This window comes from bacterium (assembly GCA_016703265.1).
Lineage (GTDB): Bacteria > Krumholzibacteriota > Krumholzibacteriia > LZORAL124-64-63 > LZORAL124-64-63 > CAINDZ01.
Genome location: JADJCK010000006.1, coordinates 316,964 through 329,828, shown reverse-complemented (window position 1 = coordinate 329,828; position 12,865 = coordinate 316,964). Strand labels below are relative to the sequence as shown.

Sequence of the window (12,865 nt, the reverse complement as noted above, 5' to 3'; positions counted from 1 at the left end):
GTCCCTGCCCGCTGGCCGCGCAGGACCCCGGGGCGAGGAGGCGACCCGACCTCATGTCTTCCGACACCAGCGAACTCATCCGGCAGGATGACGTCACCATCCGCTTCGCCGGCGACTCCGGCGACGGCATGCAGCTGACCGGCACCCAGTTCACCGACACGACGGCGAAGGTCGGCAACGACCTCGCGACGTTCCCCGACTTCCCCGCCGAGATCCGCGCCCCGGCCGGCACGCGCGCCGGCGTCTCCGGTTACCAGATCCATTTCAGTTCGGCGGATATCTACACCCCGGGCGATGCGCCCGACGTGCTCGTGGCAATGAACCCCGCCGCGCTGATCATCAACTACAAGGATCTGAAGCCGGGCGGCATCGTTCTGGTGAACACGGGGTCGTTCACCGACAAGGATCTTGAGCGCGCCGACTGCAAGACCAACCCGCTTACCGACGGCTCCCTCTCGGGCTTCCGCGTCATCCAGGAAGATATCAACCAGCGGACGATCGAGGCATTGGCCGGGACCCCGCTCGGCAAGAAGGACGTCCTGCGCTGCAAGAACTTCTTCACGCTGGGGATGATGTACTGGCTGTTCAGCCGGCCCATCGAGCCAACGCTGGAGTGGCTCGTCGAGAAGTTCGGCAAGAAGCCGGACCTGCTGGACGCCAACACGCGCGCGCTGAAGGCCGGCTACAACCACGGCGAGCTCCTGCGCCTGTTCCAGGGTCGTTACGAGGTGCCGAAGGTCGACAACGTCGAGCCCGGCATCTACCGCAACATCATGGGCAATCAGGCTGTGGCCCTGGGCCTGGTCGCGGGCGCCGAGCTGGCGGGCCTCAAGGCCTTCCTTGGCTCGTACCCGATCACGCCGGCCACCGACATCCTGCAGTACATGTCGCTGATGAAGAACCACGGCGTCATCACCTGCCAGATGGAGGACGAGATCGCCGGTATCTGCACGGCGATCGGCGCCTCGTTCGCCGGCCACCTGGGCATCACGACCACCTCGGGTCCCGGCCTCGCGCTGAAGACCGAGGCGATGGGCCTGGCGGTCATCACCGAGCTGCCGCTGGTCATTGTCAACGTGCAGCGTGGCGGTCCCTCGACGGGCCTGCCGACCAAGGTGGAGCAGGCCGACCTGCTGCAGTCGATCTTCGGCCGCAACGGCGAGGCCCCCATCCCGGTGGTCGCCTGTTCCTGCCCGGCCGACTCCTTCGAATGCGCCGTGGAGGCCTGCCGGATCGCCGTCGAGTACATGACGCCGGTGATCCTGCTGAGCGACAACTACATCGCCAACGGCGCCGAGCCGTGGAAGCTGCCGGCGATCGAGGACCTGCCTCACTTCGAGGTCAAGTTCGTCACCGAGCGCGAGGGCTACACGCCGTACACCCGCGACGCCAAGCTGGCGCGCGCCTGGGCCAAGCCCGGCACGCCCGAGCTGATGCATCGCATTGGCGGCCTCGAGAAGGATGCGCATACGGGCAACGTCTCCTACGATCCGATGAACCACCAGATCATGTGCGAGACCCGCCTGGCCAAGGTGATGGGGATCCGCGACTCGATCCCGACGCCGACCTACTACGGGCCCGACGCGCCGGACCTGCTGGTCGTCGGCTGGGGCTCGACGTACGGCGCCATCCGCAGTTCGGTCGAGGCCCTGCAGCGCGAGGGCAAGAAGATCGGACGGCTGCACATGCGGCACATGTACCCGCTGCCGCACGGGTTGCCGGAGATCTTCGCGAGCGCGCGCCGCATCGTCGTTCCCGAGATGAACTTCGGGCAGGCGGCGCGACTGCTCACGAGCGAGTACCCGCAGTTCAAGTTCGAGACGCACTACAAGGTTCAGGGCAAGCCCTTCTTCGCGCCCGAGCTGAAGGCGCACTTCCGCAAGATCCTGGAGGAAACGGCATGAGCGAGATCCAGCAGTTGAAGGCCAAGGACTTCAAGTCGGATCAGGAGATCCGCTGGTGTCCGGGTTGCGGGGACTACTCGATCATCGCCGGTGTCCAGGCGGTGCTGGCGGATATCGGCGTGGCGCGTGAGAACGTGGTCATGGTGTCGGGCATCGGCTGTTCGAGCCGCTTCCCGTACTACATGGAGACCTACGGCTTCCACAGCATCCACGGCCGCGCCAATGCGATCGCCACCGGCGTCAAGGTTGCCAACCCCGACCTGCAGGTCTGGGTCATCACCGGCGACGGCGACGGCCTGTCGATCGGCGGCAACCACATGATCCACTCGCTGCGGCGCAACGTGGACCTGAAGATCATCCTGTTCAACAACGAGATCTACGGCCTGACCAAGGGCCAGTATTCGCCGACGTCGCCGCAGGGCCTGAAGACGAAGACGTCGCCGTTCGGCTCGGTCGACGCCCCGTTCAACCCGCTGCAGCTGGCCCTCGGCTCCGGCGCCACGTTCGTGGCCCGCACCCTGGACACCCAGCCCAAGCACATGAAGGAAGTCCTGGCGGCCGCGGCGGCCCACAAGGGCGCGGCCTTCGTCGAGGTCTGGCAGAACTGCGTGATCTTCAATGACGGCGCGTTCAAGGACTGGACGGACAAGACGACGCGTGACGAACAGACGATCATGCTCCAGCCCAACCAGCCCATGGTCTTCGGCAAGGACCAGGACAAGGGCCTCAAGATCGACGGCTTCGCCCTCAAGGTGGTGCCGGCGGCCGAGGCTTCTGTCTGGGACCCGACCGTCGACTCGGCGGGTCCGGCTTTCGTCATGACCCAGCTCGATGCGGACCCGACCATGCCGCGTCCGTTCGGGGTCTTCCGCTCCGTGCAGCGGCCGACGCTGGACGAGCTCGTGCGTGAACAGATCACCACCGTCACGCAGAAGCGCGGCCCCGGCGCGCTGAAGGACCTGCTCTACACGTCCGACTGCTGGACGGTGGGCTAGGAACCGGAAGGTCGGTAGCGAAACCGGCCGGCCCGACGCCCGGAAACGCCGCCCCACGGGGCGGCGTTTCCTTTTGGGGCCCGCGTGGGAGGGGGCGCCGAGCCCGTCATTGCCGCCGCACGGCGGCCGGGTTATGCTTGCGGCGGGCGGGGCGCTGCGCCGCTGCGGCGCCCGTGGACACGATCGGAGGACGATGAGAATCGGCGACTGGCAGTTCCAGGCCTTCCATGACGGGCGCTTCAAGCTCGACGGCGGCGCCATGTTCGGCGTCGTGCCCAAGGTGTTCTGGGAGAAGGAACACCCGGCCGACGCGAGCAATCGCATCGACCTGGACCTGCGCTGCCTGCTGGCCGAGTCGGGCGATCGTCGCGTGCTCGTGGACACGGGCATGGGCGACCGCTGGACGGAGAAACAGGTCGGCATCTACAGCATCGAACGGCGTCCCCGGCAGCTGACGGCCGAACTGGCCGAGGCCGGCATCACCCGCGAGTCGATCACCGACGTGGTCCTGACACACCTTCATTTCGACCACGCGGGCGGAGTCCTGCGCCAGGGCGAGGATGGTCTGGAGCCCGTCTTCCCGAACGCGCGGCACTGGGTGCAGAAGCGGCACTGGGACTGGGCGCACGACCCGAGCGAGCGCGACCGCGCGAGCTTCCGGAAGGACGATTTCGCCCTCCTGGAATCGCGCGGGCAACTGCAGATGGTCGATGGTGCCACCGAGCTGTTCCCCGGCGTCCGCGTGACGCCCGTCAACGGCCACACGACCGGCCAGCAGCTCGTCGAGTTCCACACCGGCCAGGGCGTGCTCGTCTTCGTCGGCGACCTGATCCCGTTCCTCAGCCAGCTGCACGTGCCGTGGATCATGGGCTTCGACCTGAACCCGCTGCTGACGGTCTCCGAGAAGAAGAAGTTCCTGACGCGTGCTGCGGAGGACGGCTACGTCCTGGTCTTCGAGCACGACCCGCGTTTCGAGGCCGCCACCGTGCAGTTCAGCGAGGGCCGGTTCCAGCCCGGCGAGGTCTTCACGCTGGCAGCCGGCCGCCCGTCCGGCGGGGCGGCATCGTGAGCGACAACACGAGCGACATCACGGGCGACCGGCGCCCGGACGACGATTTCCCGCTGCTGTCGGCGGAGCCGGCGGTTGCCGATGCCGGCGGCCTGACAGCCCGCAAGCCGGAGTGGCTGCGGATGAAGCGCCAGGGCGGGGCCGACTACAACGACCTCAAGCGCCTGCTGCGCACGTCGCGCCTGAACACCGTCTGCGAGAGTGCCAACTGTCCCAATCGCGGCGAGTGCTTCAGCAGCCGCACCGCCACCTTCATGTTGCTGGGCGATGTCTGCACGCGGCACTGCACGTTCTGCAACATTCCCGGTGGCCGCGTGGCGAAGGTCGACGATGACGAACCGAGGCGTGTGGCCGAGGCGGTCCGTGAACTGTCATTGCGTTTCGCGGTGGTCACGTCCGTCAATCGCGACGACCTGCCGGACGGCGGCGCGGCGCATTTCGCCTCGACGATCCGCCAGATCCGCCGCCTGAATCCGGGCTGCGGCGTCGAAGTGCTCATTCCCGACTTCATGGGCGATCCCCTGGCGCTCGAGACGGTGCTGGAGGCACGGCCCGAGGTGCTCAACCACAACCTCGAGACGGTGCCCCGGCTCTACCCGGCGCTGCGGCCGCAGGCGGACTATCGCCGGTCGCTGCAGGTGCTCAGCCGCGCGCGCCAGTGGGCCGACGGTTTCGAGGCCGCCGTCCGGGTCAAGACCGGCATCATGGTCGGCGTCGGTGAGACCTACGACGAGGTGCTCGACCTGATGCGCGACGCCGCAGCGCATGGCATCAGGACCCTGACCATCGGCCAGTACCTGCAGCCGACCGCGCAGCATCATCCGGTCACCCGCTGGGTCACACCGGACGAGTTCGACCGCTATGCCGAGGCCGGCCGCGCGCTCGGGATCGAGTGGGTCGAGTCGGGCCCGCTCGTGCGCTCCAGCTACCACGCGCGCGAGCAGTCCGGGGTGGATGAGCGTTCATCCGGCTCCACGGGCGCCGCCGGCGCCGGCGCCGGATGACCGCCGGCCGCCGCTGGCTCACGTGGGCGGCCCTGGCCTACGCCGCGATCCTCCTGGCTGTCTTTCTCGGCCTGCGCCACCTCTACGACGGTTCCCGCCAGAAGCTCGACGAAGCCATGGGGCAGCGCCTGCTGGGTGTGGCCCGCAGCGTCGCGACGCTCTGCGACGGCCAGCAGGTCTTCCTGGCGACGGTCGCCGACAGCGGCGGCACGGCCTACCTCGAGGACCTGGCTGCCGTCTGTGCCGACATCCAGCGGGCCGAGTCCCTGGCCGAGATCACGTTGACCGATGCCGAATCGGGCCTGGTCCTGATGAGCACGTCACCGGCGTTGCGGGTCGGCGAGGCGAACGCGTTCCTGGCCCTGGATCCTGGGGCCGTGGCCGCGGCGCGGGGCGGCGTGGCCGCTGCGGGGCCGCTCTACCGTTCGCCGCACGCGTCCGGGACGTTCCAGAAATCGGCGCACGCTCCCGTCTTCAATTTCTCGGCTGAGGGCACCTACCAGGTCGGCGTGCTCACGGTCAGCGGCAACCCCGATTTTTTCGCCGCCCTCGAACGCCTGCGCCGGGCCGCGGGATTGACGGTGGCCGTGGTCCTGGCCGTCCTGGCGGCGCTCGGGGTGGCCCTGCAGCGGATCGTCGCGGCGCTCGGACGCGCGCGCGAGGCTGCCCGCCGGCAGGAGAACCTGGCCGCCATGGGGCGCATGACCGCCGGCATCGCCCACGAGATCCGCAATCCCCTGGGCATCATCCGCGGCGCCGGGCAACACCTCGAGCGCGTCCTGTCCGACGCGGGCATCCAGGACGAGGTGGCGACATTCATCCCCGAAGAGGTCGATCGCCTCGATCGCATCCTGAACGGCTACCTGTCGTTCGGCACCGACCAGCCGGGGCCGGCCGAGGATTTCGACGTCGTGGCCGTCATGTCGCGCGGCGTGCGCCTTGTCGCCGACGAACTGGCAACCACGGGCGTTACCGTCTCGGGCCCGGGCGTTGCCGGGTGCGGGCTGGTCCGCGGCGATCCGCGTCGATTGCAGCAGGTGTGCCTCAACCTGCTGCTCAACGCGCGCGATGCGATGCCGGGCGGCGGGCTGGTGCGGATCGACTGCGTGGAGTCCGCGGACGGGTCACAGGTCCTGGTGACGGTCGCCGACGAGGGGACCGGCCTTGGCAGACTTGACCGGCAGCGCCTGTTCGAGCCCTTCCGCACCACGAAGGAGAAGGGCAGCGGGCTGGGGCTGGCCATTTCGCGACGCATCGTGGAGGATATGGGCGGCTCGCTGGAATTGCGCGACCGGTCCGACCGGCGTGGCGCCGTAGCCGTGATCACGCTGCCGCTGCTGCCGGCCCGGGACGGCATCTGAAGGACTTTGAAAGGACGCGGACTTGGCCAGGCTGTTGATCGTCGATGATGAACCGAAACTCGTGGTTTTGCTGAAGTCTGCCCTGGCGCATCGGGGCCATGATGTCGTCACCGCCGCCGGCGGCGCCGAGGCTCTCGCGATGTTGCCCGGCGGCCGCTTCGATGTCGTGCTGACCGACCTGCGCATGGAACCGGTCGACGGCATGGCCGTGCTGGCCGGCGCCCGTGAACACAGCCCCGACACCGCGGTCGTCATCCTGACGGCGTACCCCGAGGTGAAGGGTGCGGTCGAGGCCCTGCAACAGGGCGCGCACCACTACCTGACGAAGCCGTTCAACTTCCAGGAAGTGGCGCACGTCGTGGAAGGCGCTGCCGCGGCCGTCGGGCTGGCGCGCGAGAACCGGGCGCTGCACCGCGCCGTGGCGCAGCTGGGCGGCGGGCCCGAGGTCGTGGGTTCGGCGCCGGCGACGGTGGCCCTGCGCGGCCTGATCGCCCAGGTGGCTCCCTCGGACGCCACGGTGCTGATCCGCGGCGAGAGCGGCACCGGCAAGGAGGTCGCGGCGCGGGCACTGCATGCGGCCAGCGGGCGTGCTGCCGGTCCCTTCGTTGCGGTGAACTGCGCGGCGATCGCCGAGACGCTGCTGGAAAGCGAACTGTTCGGCTACCGGCAAGGCGCCTTTACCGGCGCCGACCGCGATCGCGAGGGGTTGTTCGAGGCTGCGCGGGGCGGCACGCTCCTGCTCGACGAGATCGGCGAAGCAGGCGCCGCGGTGCAGGCGAAACTTCTGCGCGTGCTCGAGGAACGCAAGATCAACCGCGTCGGTGATCCCCTCGAACGTCAGGTCGATGTGCGCGTGATCGCCTCGACGAACCGCCCCTTGGAAGAAGCGATTCGGGCCGGTGCGTTCCGCGAGGATCTCTACTATCGGCTGCTCGTGTTTCCGCTCGACGTGCCGCCGCTGCGCGAGCGCCTCGATGACATCCCGCTGCTGGCTGCGCATTTCCTGGCGCGCATCGGCCGCAGGGAGAATGCCCTGCCCGAATCGGCGCTGCCCCGCCTGCGCGCGCACGCCTGGCCCGGCAACGTGCGCGAGCTGCGCAACCTGGTCGAACGCGCGCACATCCTGGCCGGGCCGTCCCCGCTGGCCGACAGCCACGTGCAGCTCGATGTCGGCGGGCGAAGCCGCACCCCGGCGCCGACCCTGCCCGAGGATCTCGACCTCGAGCGCAATGCGCGTGCTCTCATTACCGAGGCGCTGCGACGCGCGGGCGGCAGCAAGACGGCGGCCGCGCAGATGCTGGGCATCACACGGCGGGCCATGTACTCGCGCATGAAGATGCTCGGGATGGACGCCGGTCATGAGCAGTAGCCGGCTGTTCCCTGCCGCGCGTCAGCGTACTCCCAGGTACGCAAGCGGCCATCGCCGGCATTGTGGTTGCCGTTAGCCTGTTGTAACAGATTTTGCAGCAACGTCTTGCGAATCATCGGGGGGCGTCGACACTGGCACAGGCCGTGCATGATCCCCGGGTTGGCCCGAGATCTGGTCAGGAACGGGAAGCGAGGCGGCTCATGAAAGCCTGCAGGCTGAGAGGGCACCGTGGCAACAGTTGGCGGGGTATCGGGGCCGCACCGGTGTTGTCGTTGGTCCTGGTCCTGTTCCTCGGGCTCCCGCTGGCCGGCGATGTCCACGCGCAGGGCGCCGGTGAGGAGTTGCGGGCCTACCTCGACCGCACCGATGAACTGCTCGACTGGGCCGGTGACCTGGTGGGCCAGAGCGGCAGCGACCAGGCGCGGCGTGTGCTGGACCGTGCAAGCCAACTGCAGGAGCGGAGCCGGGACCTGATGTCGCGCCAGAGGCCGCTCGACGCGTTCGCCGTGGGGCGACGGGCCCGGGACGCCATGTGGCATTCGGTGCGCCTCGCGCGGGACGCTGCCGGCCTCGAGGAGCGGCTCCGGCTGCGTCGCGAGCGTTTCGATGACCAGTACGGACAACTGGCGGAGCGAGCCCGCGAAGGGGCACCCGGTCGCGCTTCCGACCTGCTTGAGCAGGCGCAGGAACAGGCCCGCCGCGCCGGCGAGCGCACCACGCAGGGCGACCTGCAGCTGGCCTTGAAACTCCTGGAGCAGGCTGACGACCTGTTGCGCAAGGCGGCGCGCCTGCTGGCCGAGGGCGCCGGGCCGGAGCGGCTGCGCCAGGACCTGGAGCGGACGCGGCAACTGGTGGACGACGCGGAGTCCCGCCTGTCCGGTGCCGACGCCGGCGTCCTGGCAACCGTGGCCGAAGCCCGAACGGCGCTGGAGCGGGCAGAGGAAGCTGCGTCTGCCGGCGAGCCGGGCCTGGTGCTGCAGCATGCGGCCCTTGCCCGTCGCCTGGCGCAACGGGCGCTGGCCGAGGCCGGTGAACGCCCCGATGCCGAGGCGGTGTCACGCCTGCTGGCCCGTTTCGACGAACGAGCCGGCGAATTGGCCGGAGCGGTGCGTGACGCCGGCGACGGACCCGGGTTGCGGGCGTTCGAGCGGGCGCTGGAACAGCGCGAGGCCGCGGCGCGAGCACTCAAGGAAGGACGTCCCGGCGTGGCCCTGCGGCATCTCCGCTCCGCCCACGAACTCCTGGAACAGGCCGGGCGGGGGCTGCGCTGACACCATGCCGGCGCGTTCCCACCTGGCAATCCTGGTTCTTCTCGGTGCGCTGCCGGTCGGCGCGCCGTCTGCGCGCGCGCAGGTGGCGCCTGCCGGCCCTGCCTGGTCGTGGGACGCCGCCGTCGGCTACGACAGCTTCACCCACACCTACGCCCTGGCCGACGCCGACACCAGCGAGACCGTCAGCGAACTCCGCGTGCAACTGGGCTGGGAGGGCCGTTCGGCGCCCGGATCGCGCCGCGCCTGGCGGCTGCGCGTGGAGGGCTCGGCGGGCAGCGACCTCTACCGGGAGAGGCTCGAGGCGGACTGGCGCGGGGTGGACCACGGCGGGGTGACCCGGGTGCGCGCCGGTGTGCGCGTCCACGGCCTGCAGTACCGCGGCGTCACCGACGACTCCGGATCGAGCGACCAGTTGGAAGGCCGCCTCGACGGCCAGGCCGTGCCGCTGGCCCGCGAAGGCGGCGAGTTGTTCGTCCAGGGCTGGGCCACCTCGACGGCGTTCGCGCGCAGCTCACCGCTGGAGCAGAACCTGCGGGAGGTGGGGTTGGGCGCCGGCGTCCGTTCGCGGGGCCTCGGCGAGGCGACCTGGCTGCTGGCCATCCGGAACGCGTCGCGCACGTACCCCGATTCCACCGTGATCGATCGCCGCTCGTGGAGCGTGGAGGCGGATGCCGCGCGCGCCCTCGGCGAGGGAGGCTCGGCGCGCCTGTACCTGCGCAGTGAACATCGCCTTGCCGCCGAGACGACCGTGCGTCCCGACGCCTGGCTGCATTGGCTGGATGCCGCCGGCCACCTGCCGGCGGCCGGGGGCGAACTGGTGCTGGAAGCGCAGGCCGAGCGCTGGGACTACGGCAGCACCACCGATGCCTACCAGGACAGCTGGCGCCTGGCCGGGCTGGCCGGCGTCCGGTGCGGCGATGTGCTGTCCCTGCAGTGGCTCCTCGGCCTGGCAGCCGAGCGCTTCGACACCGGCGAATCCTCCGAATCGTACACGCAGGCCGGGTTACGCGGCGGGCTGGAGGCGTTCGGCTCGCGCCTGTCCGGTTCCTGCACGGTCGAGTACGGCCGTCGCGACCATCGTGAGCCGACTTCCGGTGACGAATGGACGCCCTGGACCGATTTCAACTACTGGCGCCTGTGGCTGCTGGCGGACTACCGGCTGGCGGCGGACCTGTCGCTCTCGGTCCTGGGCAGCTGGGAGCCGGAACGGCACGCGGAACCCGCGGATGATGTCTCACTCGGTTTCGCCAGTCTGCGGCTGGTCTGGCGGCCCTGACGGCGGGCCCCCGGGGGCGGATGAGCCGGTCCTCAACGCGGGCTTTCGTCCGCGGCGCTCCACTGCTATCATGCCGCTTCCCGTATCGGTCCGTCGCATCCCTCCCGGAGCAGTCCCGTCGTGCCCGCAGTGCAGTTCGTCCGCGAGACCCTGCTCGACAGCCGTTCACCGGCCTGCTGGTGGCGTCATCCGGGGATGGCGGCGCGCGTGATCGGTGGCGCCGTCGAGAACCTGGCGCTGGCGGCGCTGGATCGGCCCCGTCGGGCCGCTACCCGCGAGTGCCCGGTGTGCGGCTGGCGCGGCCGGAGCTTCCGCAACTTCCTGTCCGGCGACGAGGTGATCCGGCACTGCATCTGCCCGGGATGCGGCGCCTTCGACCGGCAGCGGCTGCTCGTGCTGGGCGTGCGCGGCGAACTGGCCGCGCGCGGCCGGGCGCCCGCGACGATCGTCGGGTTCTCGCTGTCGCCGGCGCTTCGATTCCTGCTCGAGCACGAAGGCCTGGCCCGCTGCTTCCGGTGCGACATCGACGCTGGCGATCCCCGCTTTGCCCCCGACTTCGCGGCCGACCTGCGCCGCACGCCGCTGGGCAACGGTACGGTGGACTGGGTCTTCTGCAGCCACGTCCTGGAGCACATCGCCGAACTGGACATGTGCATCGACGAACTCCAGCGTGTGCTGGTGCCCGGCGGGACCGCCTGGCTCCAGGTGCCGCTCGAGCCGGGACTGGCGCACAGCCGTCGCATTCCCATCGACCGTTACCGGGCCCACGCCCACGCCTGGCAGTTCGCGCCCGATTTCGGCGCCTTGCTGGAACGGCCGGGCTGGCAGGTCACCGAAGTGGTCGCGCGCGATGCCGTTACGGCCGCGGACCGCACCCGGTTCGGCATCGACCCCGACGAGCGCTACTGGATGGCGCGCAAGCTGTAGCCCATCGTCAAGATTCCCGGTTCCCGGCCGATCACCGCTTACGGCAGAGGCGCATCTGCCGCGCTTCCGGCGCCGACCCGGCGCTGCGATGCCCAGTTCCCGGGCCGGGGTGGTCACGCATGAACTCGTCGGCGGTCTTCGAGCAGATCGAGAAGATGGGCGACCTGCCCAGCCTTCCGCAGACGCTGCTGGGCATCCAGAAAGTGGCCGCCGACAGTAAGTCGTGCGCCGACGACCTGGCCGCCAGCGTCCTCAACGACCAGGCCTTGACGTTGCGCGTGCTCAAGGTCGTCAACAGCGCGTTCTACCAGCGCCGCAACCAGGAACAGATCCGCACGGTGCGGCGCGCCGTCATCGTCATGGGCTTCGAGGCTGTCTGCAAGCTGGCGCTCGGGCTCTCGGTATTCGACATGATGAGCAAGCTCTCGCGTTCGCCATACCTTTCCACGATCACGCGGCATTCGCTGGTCTGTGCGGGGTTCGCCCAGGTGCTGGCCGAGGCCTCGCGCAAGGTCGCGCCGGAAGAAGCGTACGTGACCGCGCTCGTTCACGACATCGGCAAGGTCGTGCTCCTCGAGTGCTCGCCCTCGCACATGGACCTGGTGCTGCGCGACATGACGGAAGGCGAGCCCTCGCTGGAGGCCGAGCGCCGGCACTTCGGCATCACCCACGATCGGGCCGGCCGGCGGCTGGCCGCCCGCTGGAAGCTGCCGGTCGAGCTGCAGAACGCGATCGGCGATCACCACGACATCGATCCCCTGCATCCGCCCCGCGACCTGGATCCGCTGCTGGGCGTCATCGTCTACGCCGACGCCATCAGCCACTTCACCTGCGAACCGGAACTGCATGTGCGGGAACAGGCGGTCACGCGCGCGGCCGCCCGCGCGCTGGGGATTCCCGGCGCGCGCATGGAGGAGATCCTGCTGCGCGCTGCCGACGAGATCGCCGAGCTGGCCGCATGCATCGGGCACGGCGTCGGCGACCTGATGGACTACGGCCAGCTGGTCAATCGCGCCGGCAGCGCCGTGGTGGCCCCGGCGGCGATACCGCCGGCAGAGCTGGCGCGCCGCACCGCGGCGCAACTCGAACTCTACCGGCGCGTCGGTTCCGGGATCGCCGACGATTGCGATGGCGACGAACTGCTGGAAGCCATCCTGGACGGTGCCGTCGACATCCTCGGCTTCAAGCGCGTGGTCCTGTTGACGGTCGACCAGCGGACCCGCAGCCTGGTGCCGGCCTTGTGCGCCGGCGAGGGCGCCTTGGAACTGGCGCCGCACCTGGCGCTGCCCCTGACGCGCAGCTCGGGTGCGCTGGCCCTGGCTGTGCTGGAGCACCGCGCCTTCCACGTGCCGATGGCGGCCAGCCCCGCCTATCAGGGCCTGGCCGGCACGGAACTGCTGGCAGCCGCCCGCTGCGCCGGGTTTGCCGTAGCGCCGGTCTCGACGCACGGGGGCGTGCTGGCGGTTCTCTACGGCGACGCCGGTCCCGACGGCGCCGACATCGTGGCCGAGCAGGCGAGCGAACTGGCCGGGCTGGCCACGCAGGCGGCCCTGGTGCTCGGCACCTGCCGCCCGTCGCCTGCGGTTTGACCGGGACCCGGCCCGACTTGGCTGCCCGCCGCACGCGTGCTATCTTCCCTCGTTCCCTGTGCGCCGCTCCAGGCGTCGCCACGACTCCCGCAGCCCGGAA

10 protein-coding genes are annotated in these 12,865 nt (G+C 70.0%); all 10 read left to right on the top strand.

The annotated features are described in order from the left end of the window. Positions 1-53: 53 nt before the first annotated feature. Positions 54-1,904 (top strand): 2-oxoacid:acceptor oxidoreductase subunit alpha, encoded by a 1,851-nt coding sequence (locus tag IPG61_13160; GenBank protein MBK6735005.1) that lies wholly within the window; start codon positions 54-56, stop codon positions 1,902-1,904. Next, positions 1,901-2,899 carry a 2-oxoacid:ferredoxin oxidoreductase subunit beta gene (locus IPG61_13155; protein MBK6735004.1) on the top strand — a complete coding sequence of 333 codons (999 nt, stop codon included), beginning with the start codon at positions 1,901-1,903 and terminating at the stop codon, positions 2,897-2,899. Before IPG61_13160 ends, IPG61_13155 begins: the two co-directional genes overlap by 4 nt. Before the next feature lie 193 nt (positions 2,900-3,092). Next, positions 3,093-3,968 carry an MBL fold metallo-hydrolase gene (locus tag IPG61_13150; GenBank protein ID MBK6735003.1) on the top strand — a complete coding sequence of 292 codons (876 nt, stop codon included), beginning with the start codon at positions 3,093-3,095 and terminating at the stop codon, positions 3,966-3,968. Positions 3,969-4,060: 92 nt separating this feature from the next. After that, positions 4,061-4,972, top strand: a complete 912-nt coding sequence (gene lipA, locus IPG61_13145) for a lipoyl synthase (protein MBK6735002.1) — start codon at positions 4,061-4,063, stop codon at positions 4,970-4,972. Then, positions 4,969-6,333, top strand: a complete 1,365-nt coding sequence (locus IPG61_13140; protein MBK6735001.1) for a hypothetical protein — start codon at positions 4,969-4,971, stop codon at positions 6,331-6,333. Before lipA ends, IPG61_13140 begins: the two co-directional genes overlap by 4 nt. 22 nt (positions 6,334-6,355) lie before the next feature. Continuing rightward, complete coding sequence (locus IPG61_13135; GenBank protein ID MBK6735000.1) at positions 6,356-7,702, top strand: sigma-54-dependent Fis family transcriptional regulator; 1,347 nt, start codon at positions 6,356-6,358, stop codon at positions 7,700-7,702. Between the two features lie 263 nt (positions 7,703-7,965). Further along, positions 7,966-8,973 (top strand): hypothetical protein, encoded by a 1,008-nt coding sequence (locus IPG61_13130; protein MBK6734999.1) that lies wholly within the window; start codon positions 7,966-7,968, stop codon positions 8,971-8,973. A gap of 4 nt (positions 8,974-8,977) precedes the next feature. Further along, positions 8,978-10,249, top strand: a complete 1,272-nt coding sequence (locus IPG61_13125) for a hypothetical protein (protein MBK6734998.1) — start codon at positions 8,978-8,980, stop codon at positions 10,247-10,249. 120 nt (positions 10,250-10,369) lie between these two features. Beyond that, positions 10,370-11,176, top strand: coding sequence for a methyltransferase domain-containing protein (locus IPG61_13120; GenBank protein ID MBK6734997.1), 807 nt, complete (start codon positions 10,370-10,372; stop codon positions 11,174-11,176). Positions 11,177-11,295: 119 nt separating this feature from the next. Then, the gene (locus IPG61_13115; GenBank protein ID MBK6734996.1) at positions 11,296-12,765 is read left to right on the top strand and encodes an HDOD domain-containing protein; all 1,470 of its coding nucleotides are present in this window, start codon (positions 11,296-11,298) and stop codon (positions 12,763-12,765) included. Positions 12,766-12,865: the final 100 nt, after the last annotated feature.

Bases quoted from the DNA above. Each gene is read 5' to 3' on its own strand.
- IPG61_13160 (MBK6735005.1), top strand. From the start codon at position 54: ATGTCTTCCGACACCAGCGAACTCATCCGGCAGGATGACGTCACCATC.
- IPG61_13155 (MBK6735004.1), top strand. From the start codon at position 1,901: ATGAGCGAGATCCAGCAGTTGAAGGCCAAGGACTTCAAGTCGGATCAG.
- IPG61_13150 (MBK6735003.1), top strand. From the start codon at position 3,093: ATGAGAATCGGCGACTGGCAGTTCCAGGCCTTCCATGACGGGCGCTTC.
- IPG61_13140 (MBK6735001.1), top strand. From the start codon at position 4,969: ATGACCGCCGGCCGCCGCTGGCTCACGTGGGCGGCCCTGGCCTACGCC.
- IPG61_13125 (MBK6734998.1), top strand. From the start codon at position 8,978: ATGCCGGCGCGTTCCCACCTGGCAATCCTGGTTCTTCTCGGTGCGCTG.
- IPG61_13115 (MBK6734996.1), top strand. From the start codon at position 11,296: ATGAACTCGTCGGCGGTCTTCGAGCAGATCGAGAAGATGGGCGACCTG.